At 71.1% G+C, this 25,723-nt stretch carries 20 protein-coding genes; 12 read left to right on the top strand and 8 right to left on the bottom strand.

Annotation, left to right across the window (positions count from 1 at the left end):
• Positions 1-15 precede the first annotated feature (15 nt).
• The 5 genes from ABD385_RS14440 (at position 16) to ABD385_RS14420 (ending at position 6,144) form a co-directional block, all read left to right on the top strand.
• On the top strand, positions 16-1,695 hold the full coding sequence (locus ABD385_RS14440; RefSeq protein WP_344575587.1) for an APC family permease: 1,680 nt from the start codon (positions 16-18) through the stop codon (positions 1,693-1,695).
• 245 nt (positions 1,696-1,940) lie between these two features.
• Entirely contained in the window at positions 1,941-2,120 is a 180-nt protein-coding gene (locus ABD385_RS14435) for an SPOR domain-containing protein (protein ID WP_016572758.1), read from the top strand.
• Between the two features lie 63 nt (positions 2,121-2,183).
• Positions 2,184-2,612: a (deoxy)nucleoside triphosphate pyrophosphohydrolase gene (locus ABD385_RS14430; protein ID WP_233656919.1), complete on the top strand. Its 429-nt coding sequence runs from the start codon at positions 2,184-2,186 to the stop codon at positions 2,610-2,612.
• Positions 2,613-2,853: 241 nt separating this feature from the next.
• Positions 2,854-3,315, top strand: a complete 462-nt coding sequence (locus ABD385_RS14425) for an ATP-binding protein (protein ID WP_344575586.1) — start codon at positions 2,854-2,856, stop codon at positions 3,313-3,315.
• Positions 3,316-3,594: 279 nt separating this feature from the next.
• Complete coding sequence (locus tag ABD385_RS14420) at positions 3,595-6,144, top strand: SpoIIE family protein phosphatase (protein WP_344575585.1); 2,550 nt, start codon at positions 3,595-3,597, stop codon at positions 6,142-6,144.
• Between the two features lie 82 nt (positions 6,145-6,226).
• Here ABD385_RS14420 and ABD385_RS14415 read toward each other — a convergent pair whose 3' ends face one another.
• The 5 genes from ABD385_RS14415 to ABD385_RS14395 form a co-directional block, all read right to left on the bottom strand.
• Positions 6,227-7,639: an amidohydrolase family protein gene (locus ABD385_RS14415; RefSeq protein WP_344575584.1), complete on the bottom strand. Its 1,413-nt coding sequence runs from the start codon at positions 7,637-7,639 to the stop codon at positions 6,227-6,229.
• Positions 7,640-7,744: 105 nt separating this feature from the next.
• Entirely contained in the window at positions 7,745-8,542 is a 798-nt protein-coding gene (locus ABD385_RS14410; protein ID WP_344575583.1) for a succinate dehydrogenase/fumarate reductase iron-sulfur subunit, read from the bottom strand.
• Entirely contained in the window at positions 8,539-10,461 is a 1,923-nt protein-coding gene (locus ABD385_RS14405) for a fumarate reductase/succinate dehydrogenase flavoprotein subunit (protein ID WP_344575582.1), read from the bottom strand. Before ABD385_RS14405 ends, ABD385_RS14410 begins: the two co-directional genes overlap by 4 nt.
• A gap of 89 nt (positions 10,462-10,550) precedes the next feature.
• Positions 10,551-11,378, bottom strand: coding sequence for a hypothetical protein (locus ABD385_RS14400; protein WP_344575581.1), 828 nt, complete (start codon positions 11,376-11,378; stop codon positions 10,551-10,553).
• A gap of 15 nt (positions 11,379-11,393) precedes the next feature.
• Complete coding sequence (locus tag ABD385_RS14395; protein WP_344575580.1) at positions 11,394-11,693, bottom strand: hypothetical protein; 300 nt, start codon at positions 11,691-11,693, stop codon at positions 11,394-11,396.
• A 387-nt stretch (positions 11,694-12,080) separates the two neighbouring features.
• Here ABD385_RS14395 and ABD385_RS14390 point away from each other — a divergent pair, with 387 nt between their 5' ends.
• The 7 genes from ABD385_RS14390 to ABD385_RS14360 all read left to right on the top strand — a co-directional run bounded on the left by ABD385_RS14390 (position 12,081) and on the right by ABD385_RS14360 (position 22,355).
• Positions 12,081-14,441 carry an ABC transporter family substrate-binding protein gene (locus ABD385_RS14390; protein WP_344575579.1) on the top strand — a complete coding sequence of 787 codons (2,361 nt, stop codon included), beginning with the start codon at positions 12,081-12,083 and terminating at the stop codon, positions 14,439-14,441.
• 184 nt (positions 14,442-14,625) lie between these two features.
• Positions 14,626-16,536: a translational GTPase TypA gene (typA, locus tag ABD385_RS14385; RefSeq protein ID WP_344575578.1), complete on the top strand. Its 1,911-nt coding sequence runs from the start codon at positions 14,626-14,628 to the stop codon at positions 16,534-16,536.
• 235 nt (positions 16,537-16,771) lie between these two features.
• Entirely contained in the window at positions 16,772-18,394 is a 1,623-nt protein-coding gene (locus tag ABD385_RS14380) for a peptide ABC transporter substrate-binding protein (RefSeq protein ID WP_344575577.1), read from the top strand.
• Positions 18,395-18,412: 18 nt separating this feature from the next.
• The gene (locus tag ABD385_RS14375; protein WP_344575576.1) at positions 18,413-19,336 is read left to right on the top strand and encodes an ABC transporter permease; all 924 of its coding nucleotides are present in this window, start codon (positions 18,413-18,415) and stop codon (positions 19,334-19,336) included.
• Positions 19,329-20,312, top strand: coding sequence for an ABC transporter permease (locus tag ABD385_RS14370; protein WP_344575575.1), 984 nt, complete (start codon positions 19,329-19,331; stop codon positions 20,310-20,312). The genes ABD385_RS14375 and ABD385_RS14370 overlap by 8 nt, the downstream gene beginning before the upstream one ends.
• Before the next feature lie 11 nt (positions 20,313-20,323).
• Positions 20,324-21,334: an ABC transporter ATP-binding protein gene (locus ABD385_RS14365; RefSeq protein ID WP_344575574.1), complete on the top strand. Its 1,011-nt coding sequence runs from the start codon at positions 20,324-20,326 to the stop codon at positions 21,332-21,334.
• Positions 21,321-22,355 carry an ABC transporter ATP-binding protein gene (locus ABD385_RS14360; protein ID WP_344575573.1) on the top strand — a complete coding sequence of 345 codons (1,035 nt, stop codon included), beginning with the start codon at positions 21,321-21,323 and terminating at the stop codon, positions 22,353-22,355. Before ABD385_RS14365 ends, ABD385_RS14360 begins: the two co-directional genes overlap by 14 nt.
• A 65-nt stretch (positions 22,356-22,420) precedes the next feature.
• Here ABD385_RS14360 and ABD385_RS14355 read toward each other — a convergent pair whose 3' ends face one another.
• The 3 genes from ABD385_RS14355 to ABD385_RS14345 are packed head-to-tail and all read right to left on the bottom strand — an operon-like array spanning position 22,421 to position 25,620.
• Positions 22,421-23,557 (bottom strand): ABC transporter ATP-binding protein, encoded by a 1,137-nt coding sequence (locus ABD385_RS14355; RefSeq protein WP_344575572.1) that lies wholly within the window; start codon positions 23,555-23,557, stop codon positions 22,421-22,423.
• A gap of 12 nt (positions 23,558-23,569) precedes the next feature.
• A complete protein-coding gene (locus ABD385_RS14350; RefSeq protein ID WP_344575571.1) occupies positions 23,570-24,637 on the bottom strand; it encodes an ABC transporter ATP-binding protein in 1,068 nt (355 codons plus the stop codon).
• 11 nt (positions 24,638-24,648) lie between these two features.
• Positions 24,649-25,620 (bottom strand): ABC transporter permease, encoded by a 972-nt coding sequence (locus ABD385_RS14345; RefSeq protein WP_344575570.1) that lies wholly within the window; start codon positions 25,618-25,620, stop codon positions 24,649-24,651.
• Positions 25,621-25,723: the final 103 nt, after the last annotated feature.

Here is a 25,723-nt window from a genome sequence, read left to right as displayed (position 1 = left end):
CCAGGAGACCAGCACGTGAGCACGACGAAGACAACGAGTGCGGAGCAGGGTTCGCATTCGAATTACCGTCGGTCCCTCGGGACCATCGCCCTGACCGCCACTGGTCTCGGGTCGATCATTGGTTCCGGCTGGCTGTTCGGGGCCGAGCGGGCCGCCGCCATCGCCGGCCCGGCCGCGATCCTCGCCTGGGTCATCGGCGCGGTCGTCGCCCTGACGATCGCGCTGACCTACACCGAGCTCGGCTCGATGTTCCCCAAGGCCGGCGGCATGGTCCGCTACGGCCAGTACTCGCACGGCTCACTCGCCGGCTATCTGGCGGCCTGGGCCAACTGGATCGCCATCGTCTCGGTGATCCCGGGTGAGGCCACCGCCTCCGTCCAGTACATGAGCAGCTGGGACTTCAGCTGGGCCAAGGGGCTCTTCGACGGCAAGGAGCTGACCGGCTCCGGCGTCGCGGTGGCCAGCGTCCTGCTGGTCTTCTACTTCTTCATGAACTGGTTCGCGGTCTCGATGTTCGCCAAGACGAACACCGCGATCACGGTCTTCAAGGTCGTCGTGCCGATCCTCACCGCGGGCGCGCTGATCCTGTCCCACTTCGACACCGGCAACATCGACCGCGCGGGCGGCTTCGCCCCGAACGGTTGGAGCGCGGTCCTCAGCTGCGTGGCGCTCTCCGGCATCGTGTGGGCCTACAACGGCTTCCAGTCGCCGCTGAACCTCGCCGGCGAGGCGCGCAACCCGGGCCGTTCGCTGCCCAAGGCCGTCGCCTTCTCGATCGTCATCGCGCTGGTCATCTACCTCGCGCTGCAGGTCGCCTTCCTCTTCGCGGTGCCCGCCGGGGACCTGAGCAAGGGCTGGGGCGGCCTCTCCTACCACTCCCCGCTCGCCGAGCTGGGGCTCGCCTGGGGCCTGAACTGGCTGGCGCTGCTGCTGTACGCGGACGCGTTCGTCTCGCCGTCCGGCACCGGCATGATCTACGCCGCCACCACCTCGCGGATGATCCAGGGCGTCCAGGAGAACGGCCACCTGCCGGGCGTCTTCGGCAAGGTGGACCCCAAGACCGGCATCCCGCGTCCGGCGCTGGTGCTCAACCTCGGCGTCGCGTTCCTGTTCCTCGCGGTCTTCCGCGGCTGGGGCTCGCTCGCCGAGGTCGTCTCGGTCGCGACCGTCATCTCGTACATCACCGGTCCGGTCGCCGTGATGGGTCTGCGCCGGCTGTCGCCGCAGCTGAAGCGGCCGGTGAAGCTGCGTGCGATGCCGGTGATCGCCCCGATCGCGATGATCTTCGGCTCGCTGGTCCTGTACTGGGGCAAGTGGCCGCTGACCGGCAAGGTCATCCTGATCATGGCCGTCGGGCTGCCGGTCTGGGCGTGGTACGAGATCGGCCGGCCGTGGAAGCAGGGCCGCAGCCCGCTGCGGGAGCTGCTACCGCACCTGAAGGCCGGCGCCTGGATGGTGGTCTACCTGCTCGTCATGGCGGCCGTCTCCTACCTGGGCGGCAAGGAGTTCGGCGGCAAGGGCTACCTGCCGCCGGGCCTCGACCTCGCGGTGGTCGCGGCGATCGCGCTGGCCTTCTACTTCTGGGGCGTGCGCAGCGCCTGGCGCAACCCCTCGCTGGTCGCGGTCGAGGCCGAGATGGCCGCGATCGAGGCCGACGGCGAGGCGGCCGGCGAGAAGGCTCCCACCGGCGCCTGAGCGGGCGTCCGCGGCCGCTGCCGCACCCGATGCGACCGCCCGAGTTCCTCGGGCCGAACCGGCCACTCGCGGGCCGAACCTGGTCTTCCAGGTCCCCGCGGGTGGCCGGTTCGGTGTCTCTTTGTGTAAATCCATATCCGGTGCGTAAAGGTCGGGCGTAGGGTCGGGCATATGCGGATTGCGATTTCGGCATCAGCACAGGAGGGCCGCGCCGCGGCGCGCTGCGCGGCGGACGGAGGGGCGCAATGACGGAGAACGAGACCGCGTTGCCCTGGCTCGTCATCCGCCAGGACGAAGGCGGCAACCGCTATCGCGTCGGCCGCTATGCCACCCGAGCGGAGGCGGAGCGGGTTGCCGACCGCCTCGACACCCGCGGCAATCAGCGGCTCTACGCGGTGGAGCGGGTCGGCCAGGGCGCGGTGTGAGGAGGGCGGTGAGGGGAGCGCAGCGGGGAGCGGGAGACGAGCGGGGGACGTAGGCTGCCGCGCATGACGACGGTGCGCGTAGTGGTGGGCGGTGCGGTGTGCGAGCGGGGCCGGTTGCTGGCCGCCCGGCGGAGCGCGCCACCCGCGCTGGCCGGCCGCTGGGAACTGCCCGGCGGCAAGGTGGAGGACGGCGAGACGCCGGAGCAGGCGTTGGTCCGGGAGCTGCACGAGGAGCTGGGCGTCGATGCCGCGCCCGTGGAGCGGATCCCGGGCGAGTGGGTGCTGCGCCCCGGTTACGTGCTCCAGGTGTGGACCGCCCGGCTGGTCTCCGGCCGGCCGGAGCCGCTCCAGGACCACGACGAGCTGCGGTGGCTGCGCCCGGGCGAGGAGCGCGAGGTCGACTGGCTCGACCAGGACCGCCCGGCGGTCGCCGAGGTGATGCGGCGGTTGGGCTCCAAGCCGGCGGTCGGGATCCCGGGCGCGCGGCTGTGAGGGCGGGGCCCGCCGGTCGGTGTGCGCCCCCGGTGGACGCGGGTGGCGCGTTCGCGCCCGTCGGTCGCCCATGTCCGCCCGCTCGCCGGGTGTGCCCACCCTTCCTGGGTATTGCTCCGAGATGCGCCATTTGTGCCACAGTGCACGGTTGAAGGCGGTACTCGCCGCTCGATATCGGGTATGTCCTGATTGGCCCTATTCGACGGGGCCGGGTACGACGGGGGACACCTCGGCCTGGGAAGTGATCGGCGTGAGCGACAGCGCAGCGGCAGAGGTCCCGGAGCCCGGTCCCCCCGATGTCCGCAGGCGCGGCAAGACGTCCGGTGCACCGAGCGCCGAATGGAGCTTCCCGGCGGACCCCGGCGCCGTGCGCACCGCCCGCACCATGGTCCGTCAGGTGCTCACCGACTGGGGGTTGAACGGCGCCGCCGACGTCGCCGTACTGCTGGTCAGCGAACTCGTCACCAACTCCCTGCGGTACGCCAGCGGTCCCATCGGCGTGCGCATGGTGCTGTTGGGCGCCGGGGCGCTGCTCGTCGAGGTCTCCGATCCGCTGCCCGATCCGCCGCGGACGCGCACCGCCACCCCCGATGACGAGGGCGGACGCGGACTCCAACTCGTCGCGCACACCTCGCGGCGCTGGGGGACCCGGCAGGGAAAGAGCGGCAAGACAGTGTGGTTCGAGCTGTCGGTGGCTGGTTAAGAGTCATGAGGAGTCCTGATCGTTGCCATTTCATCGACATTTTGTAGATGGCCTGCGATCGAGACTGTGCTGTGATCGTGAAGACCGTGTTCCGGATAGCCGAGGTGCTGGAATACTCGGCAGGTCCGGTCCGGGCACGATGAGCTGGAGGGGACGGGGCTCGTGAGCGAGAAGTCATCTGGCGGGGTGGTACCTGCGCAGAACGGTGGCCGGGGCGGCACGTACGGTCCGGTGGAGCGGAGCGGCCATCGCCATGCCCGCGAGCCGGAGGGCGCGCCCGTGTGGCAGAGCAGTCGGCCCGGATCGATCTACGACTACATCAAGGTCGCCTCCTTCTCGCTCGGCCCCGACGGACGCATCGACCAGTGGAGCGAGCGCGCCGAGCAGATGCTCGGCATCGCCGCCCGGCACGCCCTCGGCAAGGACCCCGTCGAGGCGTTCGTCCCCCGGGAGTTCCGCGAGACCGGCCGCCGCAAGGTGTCCGAGATCCTCGACGGGCGGGAGTGGACCGGCCTGGTGCCCTACCGCCGGGAGGCGGACGGCGCGGTGGACGGCCTCGCCGAGATCTACGTGATGCCGGCCGCGAACGAGGACGGCGAACGGGGCGCGGTCTGCCTGGTCGTCGACGTCCGGGCGCTGCGCGGGATCGAGACCGACCTCGCCGCCGCGCAGGCCGTTTTTGGTCAATCCCCCATGGGATTCACCCTGTTCGGCACCGACCTGAAGCTGCTGCGGGTCAACGAGCGCTTCGCCACGGTCTTCGGCGGCCCGCCCAGCAAGTACCGGGGCGGCACCCCGCACGACTTCCTGCCCCGCCCCGAGGCCGAGCGGATGACCGTCGCGCTGCGCCGCGTCCTGGAGACCGGCGAACCGGTCAGCGAACTGCAACTGGTCGGCCACGTCCCCGGCGAGGAGGACCGCCGCCGCTGGTCGATCTCGCTCTACCGGCTGCACGGCGCCAGCGGCCGCCCCATCGGCGTCGCCGCGCTCGCCTCCGACGTCACCGGCCGCCGCCGCGCCGAACGCGAGGCCGCCAACGCCCGCCGCAACCTCGCGCTGCTCAACGAGGCCGGTGCCCGGATAGGCAACTCCCTGGACCTGGAGACCACCGCCCGCACCCTGCTGGACGTCGCCGTCCCGCAGTTCTGCGACCTGGCGTCGGTCGACCTCTACCAGGGACTGCTGGCCGGCGACGAGGAGCAGCCGGGGATGAGCGACGGCAGCGCGGAGCTGCGGCGGGTCGCCTTCGCCAGCGCGGTCTCCGACGTGCCGCTGCCCGGCGGCGCTCCCGAGGAGGACCCGGTCACCGTCGGCGCGGTCCACCGCTACCCCTTCAACTCCCCGTGCGCGGCCGCCCTGCGGACCGCCCAGGCGCAGATCGTCCCCGGCCGGGAGGGCGACGAGGGCCCGGAGCTGGGCGCGGTGGTGCACTCCACCCTCGCGGTGCCGATGGTCGCCCGGGACACCGTCGTCGGCCTGGCGCGGTTCTCCCGCACGAAGGGCAGCGAACCGTTCGGCGAGCGGGACACCGCGCTGGCGGTGGAACTCGCCGCCCGGGCCGCGGTCTGCATCGACAACGCCCGCCTCTACCGCCGGGAACACGAGCGCGCGCTGATACTGCAGCGCAGCCTGCTGCCGCCCGGCGACCCGGAGGCGGCCGGCCTCGACATCGCCTGTCGCTACCTGCCCGGCACCACCGCGACCGAGGTCGGCGGCGACTGGTTCGACGTGATCGAACTCCCCGGACACCGCACCGCGTTGGTGGTCGGCGACGTCATGGGTCGGGGGCTGCGCGCCGCGGTGGCGATGGGCGAACTGCGCACCGCGGTCCGCACGTTGGCGCTGCTGGACCTGGAGCCCGCCGAGGTCCTGGGGGCACTGGACGAGATCGCCCGGGGGCTGGGCGACAGCGGCGACCGGGGGGCCATGGCGCGCACCGCCCGCAGCCGCTCGGGCGCCCCGGCCGGCGGGCCCCAGAACCGTTCGGCCCGCACCGCCGACCTCTCCGAGGTCTACCTCGCCACCTGCGTCTACGCCGTCTACGACCCGATCACCCGGTTGTGCACCTTCGCCAACGCCGGGCACCTGCCGCCGGTGTTGGTCGAGGAGGGCGAGGAGGCGCTGCTGCTGGACGTCCCGCCGGGGATGCCGCTGGGCGTCGGCGGGGAGCCGTTCGAGGAGATCGAGGTCGAGGTGCCGGACGGCGCGCTGCTCGCGCTGTACACCGACGGTCTGGTGGAGTCCCGGCACCATCCGCTGGACGAGGGGCTGCAGGCGTTCCGCCGGGCGCTCTCGGACGCGGACCGGCCGTTGGAGGACGTCTGCGACCACGTCCTGTCGGCCCTGGACACCTCGCACGGCGAGGACGACATCGCGCTGCTGATGGCGCGGGTGCACGGACTGCCCAAGGATGCGGTGGGCGACTGGAGCCTGGCGCCGGAGCCGCGTTCGGTGGCCCGGGCCCGGGAGCTGGCCCGCGACCAGCTGACCGACTGGGGGTTGCAGGCCCTGGTCGACACCACGGAGCTGCTGGTCAGCGAGTTGGTGACGAACGCGCTGCGGCACGGGCACGGGGAGATCCGGCTGCGGCTGTTGCTGGACCGGACGCTGGTCTGCGAGGTCTGGGACGCCGATCTGGCCCAGCCGCGGCGGCGGCGGGCCCGGGACACCGACGAGGGCGGCCGCGGTCTGCAACTCGTCGGCCTGCTGAGCGAGCGCTGGGGGAGCCGGCGCACCCCGCGCGGCAAGACCGTCTGGTACGAACTCGCGCTGCCGGACGGCGATGCGGCACCGGTGGACCCGGCGGAGGCCCTGCTGAGCCTGTTCTGAGGGGCGCGGCCCGGGGTGCGCGTCGGGCGGGCCCCGGGGACCCGGGTGGACGGACCCGGGTGCGGTGGTGCGGTGGTGCGGTTTAGGCGGTGCGCAGGTGCGCGGCGGCCAGTTCGGCCTCGCGGACGACGCGTGCGGTGTCGACGTGCAGCAGTTCGCCGCGCGACTTGCGCAGGTGGCCGTCGACGAAGACCTCGCTGACGTTCGGCGGCTGGCCGTTGAGGACGATCTGGCTGGTCCAGTCGAAGCGCGGGGCGAAGTTGAGGGTGCCGGGGTCGAGAACGACGACGTCGGCCCGCTTGCCCGGGGTCAGCGAACCGACCCGGTCCGCCATGCCGATGGCCTCCGCGCCGCCCAGCGTCGCCATCCGCAGCACCGCCGGGAGGGTCGGGTGGATCCCGGCGTCCTCGTGGCGGGCCCGCTGGAGACCGACCGCCGCCTTCATCACGTTGAACATGTCCGAGGTGTCGTTGGTTCCGCCGTCGTGGCCGAGGCCGGCCTTGACGCCGTGTTGGTGGAACGCCGGCAGCGGGCAGATCCCGGACGCCAGCCGCATGTTGCTCAGCGGGCAGTGCGCGATCCGCACGTCGTGCTCGCCGGTCAGCGCGATCTCCTCGTCGGTGAGGTGGATCGCGTGGTTCATCAGCAGGTTCGGGCCGAACGCGTCGATCTCGCGCAGCGAGCGGATCGGGTCGTCCGCGCGGTCGCCCTTGTTCTCCAGGACGTGCGAGTTGAACATCACGCCGAGGTCGCGGGCGACCTCGTACAGCGCGCGCAGCTCCTTGATCTGGCCCATCCCGGCGTGCGCGGAGACCTGGACGGAGGCCAGCGGCAGCGGGTCCAGGAAGTCCTTCTTGATCTTGGGGATGAGGTGGGCGTCGGCGGCGCTCTGCGTCGAGGCGTAGACGAAGCGCAGCCCGGAGTCGTCCAGCGCCTTGATGTAGCGCTCGCTGGTGTCGTACGGGACCGGGTGCACCCAGTCGACGAGGGTGGTGACGCCCGCCTGAAGGGCGTCGAGCGCGGCCAGGTGGACGAAGCGGTACATGTCCTGCGGGCCGATCTTGGGGAGCGTGACACGGTTGCAGTCGCTCAGCCAGCCGTAGAGGTCCTCGTTCGAACAGCCGCCGCGGATGCTGGACTGCCACAGGTGGTTGTGCAGGTCGACGAAGCCGGGCAGCACGATCTTGCCGCGGGTGTCGAGCACCCGGGCGCCGGCCGGCGCGGTCAGGCCGTGGCCCACGGCGGCGACGGTCCCGTCCTTCAGCAGCACGTCGACGCCGTTCTCCAGCTGCCCGAGGGTGCCCTTGCCCACGTGGGGGTCCATGGTGAGGACCAGGTCCGCGCCGCGCAGCAGGGTGGTGCGCCGGTCGCCGGGGGCCTCGGTCGGGCGGGCGGGGCGGTCCTGGGCCAGCGCGGGGAAGCCGGCCGCGGCGGCCAGCGGGACGGTGCTCAGGCCGGCCAGGACCCGCCGTCGATTTATTTTTGGAAGATTCATTCCGCTCTTATACCGCGGCTGTTCGAATCCGCCGTAAGGAGGTTTTCGGCCATGTGATGCAGCATCAGAAATGCTGCATCTAGGGCCAGTTGGGCGCCAGGCGGGTCATTCCGACCGTCGTCGGATCTTGTTCCCGAGCCATACCAGGGGGTCGTATTTGCGGTCCGCCGCGCGCTCCTTCAAGGGGATCAACGCGTTGTCGGTGATCTTGATGTTCTCGGGGCAGACCTCCGTGCAGCACTTGGTGATGTTGCAGTAGCCGAGCCCGTGCTCGTCCTGCGCGCTGACCTTGCGGTCCAGTCCGCGGGCCGGCGCGGCGTCCAGCGGGTGCATGTCCAGCTCGGCGATCCGCATCAGGAACCGCGGGCCGGCGAAGGCCGCCTTGTTCTCCTCGTGGTCCCGGACGACGTGGCAGGTGTTCTGGCACAGGAAGCACTCGATGCACTTGCGGAACTCCTGCGACCGGTTCACGTCCTCCTGCCGCATCCGGTACTCGCCCGGCCCCAGTTCGGCCGGCGGGACGAACGACGGCACCTGGCGCGCCTTGGCGTAGTTGAAGGAGACGTCGGTGACCAGGTCGCGCAGGACCGGGAAGGTCCGCATCGGGGTGACGGTGAGGGTCTCGGTGCGTGCGAAGACCGACATCCGGGTCATGCACATCAGCCGCGGCCGGCCGTTGATCTCCGCACTGCACGAACCGCACTTGCCGGCCTTGCAGTTCCAGCGGACCGCGAGGTCCGGCGCCTGCGTCGCCTGGAGGCGGTGGATGATGTCGAGCACCACCTCGCCCTCGTTCACCTCCACCCGGAAGTCCTCCAGCGCGCCGCCGTCCGCGTCGCCCCGCCACACCCTCAAGTGCGCCTGGTAGGCGCCGGAACGCTGTTCCGCCTGCCGCTCGCTCACCGGCTCAGCTCCTCGTCCGTCAGGTACTTCACCAGCTCGTCCTTGTCGAAGAGTTCCAGCAGATCGCGGCGGATCGGCGGGGTCTCGCGCCGGGAGAGCCGGATCTGCCCCAACGCCGGGTCCGGATCGCCCGCCGCGCCGTCGTCGTCGGCCAACTGGCAGACCAGGTTGACGTTGCGCCAGCGCCGGTCCATCTCCGGACGGTCCTCCCGGGTGTGCCCGCCCCGGCTCTCCGTGCGCTCCAGGGCCGCCCGCGCCACGCACTCGCTGACCAGCAGCATGTTGCGCAGGTCGAGGGAGAGGTGCCAGCCCGGGTTGTACTGCCGGTGGCCCTCCACGCCCGCCCGGCGCGCCCGCACCCGCAGCTTCGCCAGCCGCTGGAGCGCCTCGGCCATCTCGCCCTCCCGGCGGATGATGCCGACCAGGTCGTTCATCGACTGCTGGAGCTCCTGGTGCAGGGCGTACGGGTTCTCGGCCGGGCCGCCGCCCTCCTCGGCGCTGAACGGGCGCAGCGCCTCCGCCTCGGCGGCGTCGATGCTGCGCGGTTCGGGGATCGGCCGGGCGCGCAGCCCGCCGACGTACTCGGCCGCGTACAGCCCCGCGCGCCGGCCGAAGACCAACAGGTCGGACAGGGAGTTGCCGCCCAACCGGTTCGAACCGTGCATGCCGCCGGCCACCTCGCCGGCGGCGAACAGCCCCGGCACCCCGCTCGCCGCCGCGGTGTCCGGATCGACCTCCACCCCGCCCATCACGTAGTGGCAGGTCGGCCCGACCTCCATCGGCTCGGCGGTGATGTCCACGTCCGCCAGCTCCTTGAACTGGTGGTGCATGGACGGCAGCCGACGGGTGATCACCTCGGCCGGCATGCGCGTCGAGACGTCCAGGAAGACCCCGCCGTGCGGGGAGCCGCGGCCCGCCTTGACCTCGGCGTTGATGGCCCGCGCCACCTCGTCGCGGGGCAGCAGCTCGGGTGGGCGGCGGTTGCGGTCGGGGTCCTCGTACCAGCGGTCGCCCTCGGCCTCGGACTCGGCGTACTTCTCCTTGAAGACGTCCGGGACGTAGTCGAACATGAACCGCTTGCCGTCGCTGTTGCGCAGCACCCCGCCGTCGCCGCGCACCGACTCGGTGACGAGGATGCCCTTGACCGACGGCGGCCAGACCATCCCGGTCGGGTGGAACTGGACGAACTCCATGTTGATCAGCGGTGCGCCGGCCAGCAGGGCCAGCGCGTGGCCGTCACCGGTGTACTCCCAGGAGTTCGAGGTGACCTTGAAGGACTTGCCGATCCCGCCGGTGGCCAGCACCACGGCCGGCGCCTCCAGCACGAAGAAGCGGCCCGACTCCCGGTCGTAGCAGAAGACGCCGGCGACCTGCCCGTCCGCCGTCAGGACCCGGGTGACGGTGCACTCCTGGAAGACCTTCAGGCCCTCCTCGTACGAGCCGGAGACCCGCTCGTCCTCCTGCTGGAGCGAGACGATCTTCTGCTGGAGGGTGCGGATCAGCTCCAGGCCGGTGCGGTCGCCGACGTGCGCCAGCCGCGGGTACTCGTGGCCGCCGAAGTTGCGCTGGGAGATCCGGCCGTCCGCGGTGCGGTCGAAGAGCGCGCCCCAGGTCTCCAACTCCCAGACCCGGTCGGGGGCCTCGCGGGCGTGCAGCTCGGCCATCCGCCAGTGGTTGAGGAACTTCCCGCCGCGCATGGTGTCCCGGAAGTGCACCTGCCAGGTGTCGTGCTCGTTGGCGTTGCCCATGCTGGCCGCGATGCCGCCCTCGGCCATCACCGTATGGGCCTTGCCGAACAGGGACTTGCAGATCACCGCCGTCCGCATCCCCGCCTCGCGGGCCTCGATGGCGGCGCGCAGCCCGGCGCCGCCCGCGCCCACCACGACCACGTCCCAGGTCTGCCGGTCCACATGCGCCATCAGCGGCACACCTTCCCTCGGATCTCTTCGGTTTCTTCGGTTCCCGCCGGGCCCTGGGGGTCCGACGGGAGGTCCGCGGACGTCGTGCGTCAGAAGAAGCGCGGGTCCGCGAACGCCCCGCTGGCCAGTAGGAAGACGTAGAAGTCCGCCACCGCCACGCTGATCAGCGAGGACCAGGCGAGCAGCATGTGACGGGCGTTGAGCTTGCTGACCCAGCCCCACATCCGGTACCGCACCGGATGCTTGGAGAAGTGCCGCAGCCGGCCGCCGACGATGTGCCGGCAGGAGTGGCAGGAGAGGGTGTAGGCCCAGATCAGCACGATGTTGGCGAGGAAGACCAGCGAGCCCAGGCCCATGTGGCCCCAGCGGTAGTGGTCGTCGCGGAAGGTCAGCACGGTGTCGTAGGTGAGGACGCCGGCGACCAGCACCGCGAAGTAGAAGAAGTAGCGGTGGACGTTCTGCAGGATCAGCGGGAAGCGGGTCTCGCCGCTGTACTTCTTGTGCGGTTCGGCGACCGCGCAGGCCGGTGGGGAGGCCCAGAAGCCGCGGTAGTACGCCTTGCGGTAGTAGTAGCAGGTCAGCCGGAAGCCCAGCGGGAAGATCAGGATCAGCAGGGCCGGGGACAGGCCCCACCAGCTGCCGAACAGCTCCCAGTTGGGCCCCCCGCGCATCGTGTGGCAGTTCTGCGCCAGGCACGGCGAGTAGAACGGCGACACGTACGGCGCGTGGTAGTAGTCGGCGTTCGCGAACGCCCGCCAGGTCGAGTAGACGACGAACGCGAGCAGCCCGGCGGCGGTGCCGGCCGGCGCCAGCCACCAGCGGTCGGTGCGCAGATGGCGGGCGGGGATGGCGGCGCGCGAGGCATCGTGCACGCCGGTCGGGCTCGCTTGTGGTGCGGGGTCGATGCCAGTGGCCAACGTCGGTCTCCGTCCTTACGGCGCGTGCCGGTCCTTGGCGCCCAGGCCCTCGTCCTCGGCGTCCGTCCACAGCGCGGAGTTGTAGGGGGTGTCCGGGACCGGCACCATCTCGTCGTCGGTCGCGGCGGGCCGGCCGGGCGACGCGCCGGCGAGGCCCTGCTTGAGCAGCGCCAGGCTCTCCCGGAGATGGTCCGTGTCGCTGCGGACCCGACGGACGTCCAGCCCGCCGCCGATCCGTGCCTCCAGTTTTCCGACCGCCTGGACCAGGGCGTCCAGGCTGCGTTCAACCGCCGTCAAGTCGTCCTGTACGGACATCACATGCCCTCACTTCGTGACGTGTGGTGGGCGATCTCATGCGCCCGAGAGTGTCGCGCGTCACAGTAGGGCTTGGGAAGGGGGCAGGCACCACTACGACTCGAACCGGTGCGTTCCGGACCCGCCGCACACCACGGAGCGTCGAACTCCGGTACGAGCGGGGGCGCCGTTGGGGCGTACGGGGCGGGCGGTGCGCCATGGGTCCGTCGGCCGCCCGACCCGCGATTGGGCCGGGCGGGTGGCCTTCGCGGGAGCCGTCGACGTGTCGGGCCGGCAGGAAGTGGACGGTCACCTTCAGTAGGGAGCCCATAGATGTGATGAGCCGCAAAGTCGGCCGGACGTGTTACTGCGGCTCGGCGCGGCGCGGGCGAGCCGGAGGGAACAGTCATGACCGACCACGTCAGCCCAGGCGGCGCGGTGTGCCGGAGGCGCCGCTGCGCCGCGCTCGTCGCGGTGGGGGTGCTGCTCCCGTTGCCGGTCCTGGCCGGTTGCAGCCAGGGCGACACCGCGTCCTCCGTCGCCCAGTCCCAGGACATCGCGCCGGCCCCGCGCGGGATGGTCAAGGACGGCGGCACGCTCCGGTGGGCGATCGACGCGCTGCCCAGCACCTTCAACGCCTTCCAGAGCGACGCGGACGCGGCCACCACCCGGGTCGCCGGCGCCGTCCTGCCCAGCCTGTTCACGCTCGACGCGAGCGGCCGCCCGCAGCGCAACGCCGACTACCTCGGCGCCGCCGACGTCAGCGCCCGCGAGCCCCGCCAGGTCGTCACCTACCAGCTCAACCCCAAGGCGCGGTGGAGCGACGGCCGGCCGATCGGCGCCGCGGACTTCCTCGCCCAGTGGAACGCGCTGCGCGGCAAGGACAACGCGTACTGGACCGCCCGCAACGCCGGCTACGACCGGATCGCCAAGGTCGAGGCCGGCGCCAAACCCCACCAGGTCAAGGTCACCTTCGCCCGGCCGTACGCCGATTGGCAGTCGCTCTTCAGCCCGCTGTACCCGAAGGGCGTGATGGGGGAGGCCGACGCCTTCAACGACGCGGCGCGGGAGAAGCTCCCGGTCGGCGCGGGCCCGTTCCTGGTGCGCAAGCGGGACGCCGACCGCGGCACCGTCACGCTGGTCCGCAACCCCACCTGGTGGGGCGACCGGGCCAAGCTCGAAAAGCTGGTGCTGACCGTGCTGCCCCGGGACAAGCGGGCCGGGGCGCTGGCCGCCGGAACGATCGACGTCGCCGCGGTCGACCAGGGCGCCGCCAAGCAGGTCGCCCAGGCCGCCGCGCCGGCCACCGCCAAGGGCGTGGACGCCAAGGCCGCGGGCGCCCGGGCCGCCGCCCGGAAGTCCGCACTGGGCGGCTACGTCATCCGCAAGGCCCTGGAGCCCGCGTACACCCAGCTCGCCCTCAACGGCAGCGCCGGGCCGCTCGCCGACCAGCGGGTGCGCCGCGCGGTGGCCCGCGCCATCGACCGGCAGGCGCTCGCCGACTCCGTCCTCAAGCCGCTGGACCTGCCCGCCCAGCCGCTCGGCAACCACCTGCTGATGGCCGGGCAGCACGGCTACGAGGACCACAGCGACGCGATCGGCGAGGCGGACGCGGGGGCGGCCAAGAAGCTGCTCGCCGACGCCGGCTGGAAGCTCTCCAGCGGCTCCGCCCCGCGGCCCGCGGAGGAGGAGCAGGCCGGCGCCGGGCGCGCGGTCACGCCGGACCGGTCCGACGACGACGGCGACGACGGGTACGCCGAGGACCCGCGCGCGGACGAGCCCGGGGACGGCACCTTGGCGGACCGGTCCGACGACGCCGGGACGGACGGCCGCAACCCGCACCGGCCGGGCGCGGGCGAGGACCTCGACGGCGCCCGCCCGGCCGCCGTCGAGGCGCCGCTGTCCTTCACCGGGGCGGTCGGCTCCGAGGTCCAGCAGGCCGCCCTGCTGCGGCAGAGCGCGGCGCTCTACAAGGCCGAGGCCGCCGACGAACGGGCGGCGGCCGCCGGGGACACCGGGTCCCCGGCGTACCGCAAGTACCGGCGCTACAAGAAGCGGGCCGCGCAGGCGCTGGGCGCCGCCGAGCTGATCGAGACCGGGCAGGCCCCGCACCTGCCCGGGGCGGCCGCCGGCCACGCCGCGCTGCGCACGGCCACCGGCCCGTTCCGCGCCCTCCAGGCCGGCACCGGGCACTCGCCCCAGGCCGCCGCGGGGCGGGCACCCGGCCGGGTGCCGGTGCTGAAGAAGGACGGCCGCCCGCTGGCGCTGCGCTTCGTCCTCCCCGACGGGCCCGGCTCCGAGCAGCTGCGCACCGTGGGCCGGCGGATCGCCGGGATGCTGAACCGGATCGGGGTGCAGACCGCGGTCCAGAGGGTCCCGGACGCCAGCTACTTCAAGGACCACATCGCCTCCGGCGACTTCGACCTGGCGCTGTACTCCTGGCCCGGCACCGCCTTCCCGGCGACCGACGCCCGGCCGATCTTCGCCAAGCCGCAGCCGGCCCCGGACGGTTCGCTGACCGTCGAACAGAACTACAGCCGGGTCGGCACCGACCACATCGACCAGCTCTTCGACCAGGCCGCCTCGGAGCTGGACGGGGACGCCTCGCGCACCCTGGTCGAGCAGGCCGACGCCCGGATCTGGGCCGCCGCCGGGTCGATCCCGCTCTACCAACGGCCGGAGCTGGTGGCCACCCGCAAGACGCTCGCCAACATCGGCGCGTTCGGCTTCGCCACTCCGCGTTTCCAAGACGTCGGTTACAAGAAGTAACGGCTACGCCAGAGCTAAAGTTCGGTAAGTAATCGCAGGTCAGAGGCGCTACGTACGGGCTGGGGCGGCCGATGTCGCCACAGCCCCGTACCATGGGGTGAGGCCGTGGCGTAGTTGTGCCCGGCGGGCGCGCGTACCGGACCGTACGCGCCGCCATCCACGATTCCGGGAGAAGCGCCGCACCGTGTCCGCCACACGTCACGACATCCGCAACGTCGCCATCGTCGCCCACGTCGACCACGGCAAGACGACCATCGTCGACGCCATGCTCAAGCAGGCGGGCGCCTTCGCGGCGCACGCCGCCGAGTCCCTCGACGACCGCATGATGGACTCGAACGATCTGGAGCGTGAGAAGGGCATCACGATCCTCGCCAAGAACACGGCGGTGAAGTATCACCCCAAGGACGGCGGGGAGCCCATCACGATCAACATCATCGACACCCCCGGCCACGCCGACTTCGGTGGTGAGGTCGAGCGCGGTCTGTCGATGGTGGACGCCGTCGTGCTGCTGGTCGACGCCTCCGAGGGCCCGCTCCCGCAGACCCGCTTCGTGCTCCGCAAGGCCCTCCAGGCCCGGATGCCGGTCATCCTGTGCATCAACAAGACCGACCGCCCGGACTCCCGGATCGACGAGGTCGTCAACGAGACCTACGACCTCTTCCTGGACCTGGACGCCGACGAGGACCAGATCGAGTTCCCGATCGTCTACGCCTGCGGCCGTGACGGCGTCGCGTCGCTGACCAAGCCGGAGGACGGCACCGTCCCGGCGGACAGCACCAACCTGGAGCCGTTCTTCTCCACCATCCTGGAGCACGTCCCGGCCCCGACGTACGACGCGGACGCGCCGCTCCAGGCGCACGTCACCAACCTCGACGCCGACAACTTCCTCGGCCGCATCGCGCTGCTCCGCGTCGAGCAGGGCGAGCTGCGCAAGGGCCAGACCGTCGCGTGGATCAAGCGGGACGGCAGCATCGCCAACGTCCGCATCACCGAGCTGATGATGACTGAGGCGCTCACCCGCAAGCCCGCCGAGAAGGCCGGCCCGGGCGACATCTGCGCCGTCGCCGGCATCCCCGAAATCATGATCGGCGAGACCCTGGCCGACCCGGAGAACCCGGTCGCGCTGCCGCTGATCACGGTCGACGAGCCGGCGATCTCCATGACCATCGGCACCAACACCTCGCCGCTGGTCGGCCGGGGCGGCACGGGCAAGGGCGCGAGCGCCAAGGCCGCGGTCAAGGACCGCAAGGTCACCGCCCGCCAGGTCAAGGACCGTCTGGACCGCGAGCTGATCGGTAACGTCTCGCTGCGCGTCCTGGACACCGAGCGCCCCGACGCCTGGGAGGTGCAGGGCCGCGGTGAGCTGGCGCTGGCCATCCTGGTCGAGCAGATGCGCCGTGAGGGCTTCGAGATGACGATCGGCAAGCCGCAGGTCGTCACCAAGGACGTCGACGGCAAGACCTTCGAGCCCGTCGAGCGCATGACCATCGACGTGCCCGAGGAGCACATGGGTGCCGTCACCCAGCTCATGGGCGTCCGCAAGGGCCGGATGGACAACATGTCCAACCACGGTTCGGGCTGGGTCCGCATGGAGTTCGTCGTCCCGTCCCGCGGTCTGATCGGCTTCCGTACGGAGTTCCTGACCAACACCCGCGGCACCGGCATCGCGCACTCCATCCACGAGGGCCACGAGCCGTGGTTCGGCACCCTGACGACCCGTAACAACGGCTCGCTGGTCGCCGACCGCTCGGGCGCGGTCACCGCCTTCGCGATGACCAACCTCCAGGAGCGCGGCGTGCTCTTCACCGACCCCGGCACCGAGGTGTACGAGGGCATGATCGTCGGCGAGAACTCGCGCGCCGACGACATGGACGTGAACATCACCAAGGAGAAGAAGCTCACGAACATGCGGTCCTCGTCGGCCGACTCGTTCGAGGCGATCGTCCCGCCGCGCAAGCTCTCCCTGGAGCAGTCCCTGGAGTTCTGCCGCGACGACGAGTGCGTCGAGGTCACCCCGGAGGCCGTGCGCATCCGCAAGGTCGTCCTGGACCAGAAGGAGCGCGGCCGCTCCGCCTCGCGCGCCAAGCACGGCTGACGCCACCCAGGCTCTTCACGGCGCCCCGTCGGACACGGTCCGGCGGGGCGCCGCCGTATGGGCGCACCTCTCGGTCGGTGGTGGTCGTCGTCGGGCATCCGAGGGGTTTCCCGGGGGTTCGGAGCAGTGGCGACCGGTGCCGGGGTGCGGTATGTCACCGTTTGGGCTCTGATGTGGGCTACGTGTGGTCCCCGTGACTACGTGTGACCCGGAGTCCGGAGCGTGAGGAGGCACCATGCGCCCAGCGGTGTGCGCGAAGTGGGCCGGCTGCGCGGGGGCGCTGGCCCTCGTGGCCACCGGGTGCGGGGGCGGGACGGCCGGACCGGGCGGTTCCGCCGTCGTCAGCGCCTCCTGGGGGGACCCGCAGAATCCGCTGGAGCCGGCCAACACCAACGAGGTGCAGGGCGGCAAGGTCCTGGAGATGCTGCTGCGCGGCCTCAAGCGCTACGACCCCCGGACCGGCGCGGCCAAGAACGTCCTGGCCGAGAAGATCGAGACCACGGACGCCCAGCACTACACGGTGACGCTCAAGCGCGGCTGGAGCTTCAGCAACGGCGAGAAGGTCACCGCCAAGTCCTTCGTGGACGCCTGGAATTACGGGGCGCTGCTGGACAACAAACAGAAGAACGCGCCCTTCTTCCAATACATCGACGGCTTCGACAAGGTGCACCCGGACAACGGGAAGCCCACCGCGAAGACCCTCTCCGGACTGACGGTGAAGGATGACCACACCTTCGACGTCACGCTGAACCAGAAGTTCTCCAGCTGGCCGAACACCCTGGGCTATTCGGCGTTCATGCCGCTGCCCCAGGCGTTCTTCCGCGACCACGCCGGCTGGCTGAAGCAACCCGTCGGCAACGGCCCGTACCTGGTGGATTCCTACACCAAGGGCAGCGTGCTGAAGATGCGGAAGTGGAAGCGGTACCCCGGTCCCGACCCGGCCCAGAACGGCGGGATCGACCTGCGCGTCTACACCGACAGCGAGACCGCCTACACCGACCTGCAGGCCGGCAACCTCGACCTGGTCGACGACATCCCGGCCTCCCAGCTGAAGAACGTCCGCTCCGACCTCGGCGACCGCTACCTCAACCAGCCGGCCGGCATCATCCAGACCCTCACCTTCCCGATGTACGACGCGCACTGGGGCAAGCCCGGGATGGAGCGGGTGCGGCGCGGCCTGTCGATGGCGATCGACCGGGAGCAGATCACCAAGGAGATCTTCCAGCACACCCGCACCCCGGCCACCGACTGGACCTCGCCGGTCCTGGGGGAGAAGGGCGGCTTCAAGGAGGGGCTCTGCGGCGACGCCTGCGTCTTCGACCCGGCGAAGGCCCGCCAGCTCGTCAAGGACGGCGGCGGACTCCCCGGCGGCCGGATGACGATCACGTACAACGCCGACACCGGCTCGCACAAGGACTGGGTCGACGCGGTCTGCAACAGCATCAACAAGACGCTGGGGAACGACAAGGCGTGCGTGGGCAATCCGGTCGGCACCTTCGCGGACTTCCGCAACCAGATCAGCGCCCGGCAGCTGACCGGCCCCTTCCGGGCCGGCTGGCAGATGGACTACCCGCTGATCCAGAACTTCCTCCAGCCGCTCTATTTCACCAACGCCTCCTCCAACGACGGGAAGTTCAGCAACCCCGAATTCGACACACTCGTCAACCAGGCCAACGCCGCCCCGGACACCCGGAAAGCGGTGGCGAAGTTCCAGGACGCGGAGCGGATCCTCGCCCGCGAAATGCCGTCCATTCCGCTCTGGTACCAGAACGGCAGCGGCGGCTATTCGGACCGGATCAGCAACGTGCGGCTCAATCCGTTCAGCGTTCCGGTCTACAACGAGATCACCGTCGGCTGACCGCGGAGGCGAGCGCGCATGGGACGTTATGTGATCCGGCGGTTGCTCCAGATGATCCCGGTGTTCATCGGCAGCACCTTCCTGATCTTCCTCATGGTCTACGCACTGGGCGATCCGGTCGCCGCGATGTTCGGCGACCGGGCGCCGGACCCCGCCACCGCGGCGCAGATCCGCCACGACCTCTACCTCGACCAGCCGCTGTGGAAGCAGTACCCGCACTACATGGGCCAGATCTTCCAGGGCAACTTCGGCACCGCCTTCAACGGGCAGCCGGTCACCGAGCTGATGGGCACGGCCTTCCCCGTCACCCTCCGGCTCACCATCGTCGCGATCGTCATCGAGACGGTGGTGGGTGTCGCGCTGGGGGTGTTCAGCGGACTGCGGCGCGGCCGGAGCATCGACACCACCGTGCTGGTCCTGACCCTCGTCGTGGTCTCCGTACCGACCTTCGTCAGCGGCTACCTGCTCCAGTTCGTGTTCGGCGTGAAGTGGGAATGGGCCGCGCCGACCGTCGCCATCGAGGCGCCCCTGGGACAACTGCTGCTGCCCGGGCTGGTGTTGGCGCTGGTCTCGCTCGCCTACGTCACCCGGCTGACCCGGACCTCGATCGCCGAGAACGCCCGCGCCGACTACGTCCGCACCGCCGTCGCCAAGGGGCTGCCCCGGCACCGGGTCATCACCCGCCACCTGCTGCGCAACTCCCTGATCCCGGTGGTCACCTTCATCGGCACCGACATCGGCGCGCTGATGGGCGGCGCCATCGTCACCGAGCGGATCTTCAACATCCACGGCGTCGGATACCAGCTCTACCAGGGCATCCTCCGGCAGAACTCGCCGACCGTGGTGGGCTTCGTGACGATCCTGGTGCTGGTGTTCCTGATCGCCAACCTGCTGGTCGACCTGCTGTACGCCGTCCTCGACCCGAGGATCCGCTATGCCTGAGCCGCACGTCCCCCAGGAAGCCATCGGCCACGGCGACGGCGGCACCGCCGCGCTCGCCATCGGCGAGGCCGAGTCCCTGGCCCGCGCCCCCGGCGCCGGGCCCCCGCCCCCCGGCGGCGAACCCACCGGCAAGCCCCGCAGCCTGTGGAGCGACGCCTGGCACGACCTGCGCCGCAACCCGGTCTTCGTGGTTTCCGCGCTGGTCATCGTCTTCCTGGTGGTCATCGCCATCTGGCCGCAGCTGATCGCCACCGGCAACCCGTACCGCGCCGACCTGTCCAAGGCCCAGCAGGGCGCCGCGCCCGGCCACCCCTTCGGCTACGACACCCAGGGCCGCGACGTCTACACCCGGGTCGTCTACGGCGCCCGCGCCTCCATCACCGTCGGCACCTGCGCCACCGCCGGCGTCGCCCTCCTGGGCAGCCTGCTCGGCGGCCTGGCCGGCTTCTTCGGCGGCTGGTGGGACACCCTGCTCTCGCGCCTCGCCGACGTCTTCTTCGGCATCCCGGTGCTGCTCGGCGGGCTGGTCTTCCTGTCCGTGGTCACCAGCACCACTGTCTGGCCGGTGGTCGGCTTCATCGTGCTGCTCGGCTGGCCGCAGATCGCCCGGATCGCCCGCGGCTCGGTCGTCACCGCCAAGCAGAACGACTACGTGCAGGCCGCCCGGGCGCTGGGCGCGGGCAACGGGCGGATGCTGCTGCGGCACATCGCGCCCAACGCCGTCGCCCCGGTCATCGTCGTCGCCACCATCGCCCTGGGCACCTACATCGCCCTGGAGGCCACCCTGTCCTACCTCGGCGCGGGCCTGAAACCGCCCACCGTCTCCTGGGGCATCGACATCTCCGCCGCCTCCACCCACATCCGCAACGCGCCCCACATGCTGCTCTGGCCCGCGGGCGCGCTGAGCATCACGGTGCTCGCGTTCATCATGCTCGGCGACGCGGTGCGCGACGCCCTCGACCCCAAACTGCGCTGAGGAGGCGTCAGATGACCACCGGCGACGCACCCGCGGCCGAGCCGCTGCTCGACGTCCAGGACCTCCGGGTGGAGTTCCGCACCCGCGACGGCGTGGCCAAGGCCGTCAACGGCGTCAGCTACCGCGTGGCGGCCGGCCGGACGCTGGCGGTGCTCGGCGAGTCCGGCTCCGGCAAGTCCGTCACCGCCCAGGCCGTGATGGGCATCCTCGACTCGCCACCGGGCTTCGTCACCGGCGGCCGGATCCTCTTCCAGGGGCGCGACCTGCTCACCCTGGGCAAGGAGGAGCGCCGCAGGATCCGCGGCGCGCAGCTGGCGATGATCTTCCAGGACGCGCTCTCCGCCCTGAACCCGGTGCTCAGCGTCGGCGCCCAACTCGGCGAGATGTTCCGGGTGCACACCGGGGCGTCCCGCAAGGACGCCCGGGACAAGGCGGTCGCCCTGATGGAGCGGGTCGGCATCCCGGCGGCCCGGGCGCGGGTCGGGGACTACCCGCACCAGTTCTCCGGCGGCATGCGCCAACGCATCATGATCGCCATGGCGCTCGCCCTGGAACCGGACCTGATCATCGCGGACGAGCCGACCACCGCCCTGGACGTCACCGTCCAGGCCCAGGTCATGGACCTGCTCGCGGAGTTGCGCCGCGAGTACCGGATGGGCCTGATCCTGATCACCCACGACCTCGGCGTGGTCGCCGACGTCGCCGACACCATCGCGGTGATGTACGCGGGCCGGGTCGTCGAGACCGCCCCCGTCGACCAGCTCTACAAGGCGCCCGCCCACCCGTACACCCGCGGGCTGCTGGAGTCCGTGCCCCGGCTGGGGCACAAGGGGCGGCAACTGCACGCGATCAAGGGCCTGCCGCCCAGCCTCACCGCCGTCCCGCCGGGCTGCGCCTTCCACCCCCGCTGCCCGCTGGCCCGCGACGTCTGCCGCACCGACCGGCCGCCGCTGAACGACGTCGGACCGGACCGGGCCAGCGCCTGCCACTTCTGGAAGGAGACCCTCGATGGCGCCCGCTGAACCGCTCCTCGCAGTCCGCGACCTGGTCAAGCACTACCCGCTCACCCAGGGCGTGTTGATCAAGAAGCAGGTGGGCGCGGTCAAGGCGGTCGACGGGGTCTCCTTCGCGCTCCGGCAGGGCGAAACCCTGGGCATCGTGGGGGAGTCCGGCTGCGGCAAGTCGACGGTGGCCCGGATGCTGGTCGGGCTGGAGCGGCCGACGGCCGGCCACATCCACTACCGCGGCGAGGACCTCACCCGGCTGTCCGGGCGCGCCATGAAGGCCGTCCGCCGCAACATCCAGATGGTCTTCCAGGACCCCTACACCTCGCTCAACCCCCGGATGACGGTCGGCGACATCATCGGCGAGCCCTACGAGATCCACCCCGAGGTGGCGCCCAAGGGCGACCGCCGGCGCCGGGTCCAGGAACTCCTCGACGTCGTCGGGCTCAACCCCGAGTTCGTCAACCGCTACCCGCACCAGTTCTCCGGCGGCCAGCGCCAGCGCATCGGGATCGCCCGCGGCCTGGCCCTGCGCCCGGAGATCATCGTCGCGGACGAGCCGGTCTCCGCCCTCGACGTCTCCGTGCAGGCCCAGGTCGTGAACCTACTGGCCCGGCTCCAGGACGAGTTCGGGCTCTCCTACGTCTTCATCGCGCACGACCTGTCCGTCGTCCGCCACCTCTCCGACCGGGTCGCGGTGATGTACCTCGGCAAGATTGTCGAGACCGGCACCGACGAGGAGATCTACGACCACCCCACCCACCCCTACACCCAGGCGCTGCTCTCCGCCGTCCCGGTGCCCGACCCCGACGCCCGGGCGCACCGCGAACGCATCCTGCTGAGCGGCGACGTCCCCTCCCCGGCCGATCCGCCGTCCGGCTGCCGCTTCCGCACCCGCTGTTGGAAGGCGCAGGAGCTGTGTGCCCGGGTCGAGCCCCCGCTGGCGGTCCCGGCGGCGTTCCACGACGCCGCGGGCCCGGCCCGGCACGCCTCGGCCTGCCACTTCGCCGAGGAGCGGCGGGTGGTGCCCAGCGAGTAGGGAACGCGCCGGAGCCCGCCTCCCCGGGGGGAAGCGGGCTCCGGCCGTGCGCGGGGCGGGGCGGCTCAGCCCTGCGCCGCACCGTCCTCGTCGGCGTTCTCCTCGATCGCGGCCAGTGCCGGGTCCAGGACGATGTCCTCGCCGCGGGCCGCGGTCGTCGGGTCCTCGGGGAAGTGGCAGGCGGTCAGGTGGCCGTCGCCGTTCCCGGAGATCTGGACCAGCGGCGGCTCGTCCGTCGCGCACTTCTCCTGCGCCTTCCAGCAGCGGGTGCGGAAGCGGCAGCCGGACGGCGGGTTGACGGGGGAGGGGACGTCACCGGCGAGCCGGATCCGCTGGCGCTCCTCGTCGCCGTCCTCCGACAGCTTCGGCTCGGGAACGGCCGACAGCAGGGCGTGGGTGTACGGGTGGCGCGGCCGGTTGTAGATCTCGTCCCGGGTGCCCACCTCGACGATCTTGCCGAGGTACATCACCGCGACCCGCTCGCTGAAGTGCCGCACGACCGCCAGGTCGTGGGCGATGAAGACGAACGCGATGCCCATTTCGCGCTGGAGGTCCTGGAGCAGGTTGACCACCTGCGCCTGGATGGAGACGTCCAGCGCGGAGACCGGCTCGTCGGCGATGATCAGCTTCGGGTTGAGGGAGAGCGCGCGGGCCACCCCGATGCGCTGCCGCTGGCCGCCGGAGAACTCGTGCGGGAAGCGGTTGTAGTGCTCGGGGTTGAGCCCCACGGTCTCCAGGAGTTCGCGGATCTTCTTCTCCCGGCCGCCGGCCGGGTTGATCCCGTTGATCTCCATCGGGCCGTTGATGATGCTGCCGACCGTCTGCCGCGGGTTCAGCGAGGCGTACGGATCCTGGAAGATCATCTGGATCTCGGAGCGGATCGGCGCCAGCTGCTTGCGGTTGGCGTGCGTGATCTCCTGGCCGGCGTAGGTGATCTTGCCGGCGGTGGGCTCCATCAGCCGGGTCAGCAGCCGGCCGGTGGTCGACTTGCCGCAGCCGGACTCGCCGACCAGGCCGAAGCTTTCGCCGGCGTGGACGGTCAGGTCCACGCCGTCGACCGCTTGGACGGCCCCGACCTTCCGTTTGAACGGGAAGCCGCCGTAGATCGGGAAGTGCTTGGTCAGTCCCTCGGCGCTGAGCAGGGGCTCGCCCTGGGAGGGCGCGGCGGCTCGGGGCGCGGGGAGGGTGTCGTTCTTGGCCATGGTGGTCGCTCCCTAGCCCAGCCGGGGCTTGATCTGCTCGGTGAAGAAGGTCTGCTTCTGCTCGGCGCTCAGGTGGCAGGCGGCGGCCCGGCCCGGTGCCAGCGGCGGGCGCTCGCCGGTGCAACGGCCGCCGTCGACCTCCGCGGTGAAGGCGCAGCGCGGGTGGAAGGCGCAGCCCGACGGCGGGTTGAGCAGGCTCGGCGGGGAGCCCGGGATCGGGTGCAGCTCCTCGTTGACGTCCGAGGAGAGCCGCGGCATCGAGCTGAGCAGGCCCCAGGTGTACGGGTGCCGGGGCTCGGTGAGGATCTCCCGGACCGTACCGCGCTCGACGGCCCGGCCGGCGTACATCACCAGCAGGTCGTCGGCGGTGTTGGCGACCACGCCCAGGTCGTGGGTGATCAGGATGATCGCGGAGCCGAACTCCTGCTGGAGGTCCTTGAGGAGGTCCAGGATCTGCGCCTGGACGGTGACGTCCAGGGCGGTGGTCGGCTCGTCGGCGATCAGCAGCTGCGGGTTGCAGACCAGCGCCATGGCGATCATCGCGCGCTGGCGCATGCCGCCGGAGAACTGGTGCGGGTAGTCGTCCACCCGCAGGCTGGGCTGGGGGATGCCGACCTTGGTCAGCATCTCGATGGCCCGCTGCCGGCCCTCGCGCTTGTTGGCGCCGGTGTGCTTCATGAACGGCTCGGCGATCTGCCGGCCGACGGTGTAGTACGGCGACAGGGCGGTCAGCGCGTCCTGGAAGATCATCGCCATCTTGTTGCCCCGGAGCTTCTCCAGGGTCTTCTCCTTGGCGCCGGTCAGCTCCTGGCCGTCCAGGTGGATCTCACCGGTGATCTCCGTGGCCTTGGGGTTGTGCAGCCCCAGCACGGCGAGGTTGGTGACGGACTTGCCGGAGCCCGACTCGCCGACGATGCCGAGCGTCTTGCCGCGTTCCAGGTCGAAGGAGAGGCCGTCGACCGCCTTGACGATGCCGTCCTCGGTGGAGAAGCGGACGTGCAGGTCGCGGACGGAGAGGAAGGAATCGGCACCGGATCCGTGCGGGACCGGCTTCTCCTCGGTCTTGGTGGGTGTGGTCACGTCAGGCTCTCCTAGGACAGGCGCACGCGCGGGTCGATGAACGCGTACGCCGCATCCACGATGATGTTGAACACCAGGATCAGGGCCGCGCTGAAGACCAGCACGCCCAGCACCATGGGCAGGTCGAGGGTGGTCACGGAGTCGATCGCCAACCGACCCAGCCCGGCGAGCTGGAAGGTGAACTCGGTGATCATCGCGCCGCCGAACAGCGACCCCAGGTCCATGCCGAGGATGGTGACGATCGGGATCAGCGAACCGCGCCACGCGTACCGCAGGAAGACGTAACGCGCCGGCATGCCCTTGGCCTTGGCGGTGCGGACGTGCTCCTCCTGGAGCTGTTCGATCATCGTCGAGCGCGACATACGGGTGTACTGCGCGGTGAAGATCGTCGACATCACCAGCCACGGGATCAGCAGGCCCATGAACCAACCGGCCGGGCTGCTGGTGAGGTTGACGTACTTGGGCGCCGCCATGAAGCCGCTGTAGACGAAGATGCCCAGCACGACCGGGCCGAGGATGTAGATCTGCACCGAGCTGAGGATCATCGACGCGCCGGTGACCGTCTTGTCCAGCACCGTGCCGCGCTTCCAGGCGGCCAGCAGACCGGCGCCCAGGCCGATCACCAGGAACACCACGGCGCCGCCGATGGCCAGCGAGGCGGTGGTCGGCAGCCGGTCCATCATCGTCGACCAGACGTCCTGCTTGGTGGCGAAGGAGTAGCCGAAGCAGGGGGCGCTGCAGTGACCGAGGGTGAAGTCACGCCCGGCGAAGACGCCGACCAGGAAGTCCCAGTACTGCGTCGGAAGGGGCTTGTCGAGGCCCAGGTTCTGGTGGATCAGGGCGATGTTGTCCGCGGTGCAGTTCTTTCCGCAGGCCATCATCGCGGGGTCGCCCACGGAGAAGAAGACGAAGAAGGTGACCGCGCTCAGCAGGATGAGGGTGACGACCGCGCCGAACGTCCGGCGAAGTAGGAAGGGAAGCATGGCAATTCGCTGCTCTCAGGACGGCGGCTGCAGTGGGGTGAGGGGTGGCGGAAAGGCATCCGGAGGCGCGCCCCGCCGTGCGCGCCCTCCGGAATGCCTTCGC

The organism is Streptomyces lunalinharesii (assembly GCF_039532155.1).
Taxonomy (GTDB): domain Bacteria; phylum Actinomycetota; class Actinomycetes; order Streptomycetales; family Streptomycetaceae; genus Streptomyces; species Streptomyces lunalinharesii.
The sequence above is the reverse complement of the archived record's forward strand: the minus strand, read 5'-3'. Positions and strand labels throughout refer to the sequence as shown.

Bases quoted from the DNA above. Each gene is read 5' to 3' on its own strand.
- ABD385_RS14435 (WP_016572758.1), top strand. From the start codon at position 1,941: ATGACGGAGAACGAGACCGCGTTGCCCTGGCTCGTCATCCGCCAGGAC.
- ABD385_RS14430 (WP_233656919.1), top strand. From the start codon at position 2,184: ATGACGACGGTGCGCGTAGTGGTGGGCGGTGCGGTGTGCGAGCGGGGC.
- ABD385_RS14415 (WP_344575584.1), bottom strand. From the start codon at position 7,639: ATGAATCTTCCAAAAATAAATCGACGGCGGGTCCTGGCCGGCCTGAGC.
- ABD385_RS14405 (WP_344575582.1), bottom strand. From the start codon at position 10,461: ATGGCGCATGTGGACCGGCAGACCTGGGACGTGGTCGTGGTGGGCGCG.
- ABD385_RS14395 (WP_344575580.1), bottom strand. From the start codon at position 11,693: ATGTCCGTACAGGACGACTTGACGGCGGTTGAACGCAGCCTGGACGCC.
- ABD385_RS14390 (WP_344575579.1), top strand. From the start codon at position 12,081: ATGACCGACCACGTCAGCCCAGGCGGCGCGGTGTGCCGGAGGCGCCGC.
- ABD385_RS14380 (WP_344575577.1), top strand. From the start codon at position 16,772: ATGCGCCCAGCGGTGTGCGCGAAGTGGGCCGGCTGCGCGGGGGCGCTG.
- ABD385_RS14375 (WP_344575576.1), top strand. From the start codon at position 18,413: ATGGGACGTTATGTGATCCGGCGGTTGCTCCAGATGATCCCGGTGTTC.
- ABD385_RS14370 (WP_344575575.1), top strand. From the start codon at position 19,329: ATGCCTGAGCCGCACGTCCCCCAGGAAGCCATCGGCCACGGCGACGGC.
- ABD385_RS14365 (WP_344575574.1), top strand. From the start codon at position 20,324: ATGACCACCGGCGACGCACCCGCGGCCGAGCCGCTGCTCGACGTCCAG.
- ABD385_RS14360 (WP_344575573.1), top strand. From the start codon at position 21,321: ATGGCGCCCGCTGAACCGCTCCTCGCAGTCCGCGACCTGGTCAAGCAC.
- ABD385_RS14355 (WP_344575572.1), bottom strand. From the start codon at position 23,557: ATGGCCAAGAACGACACCCTCCCCGCGCCCCGAGCCGCCGCGCCCTCC.
- ABD385_RS14345 (WP_344575570.1), bottom strand. From the start codon at position 25,620: ATGCTTCCCTTCCTACTTCGCCGGACGTTCGGCGCGGTCGTCACCCTC.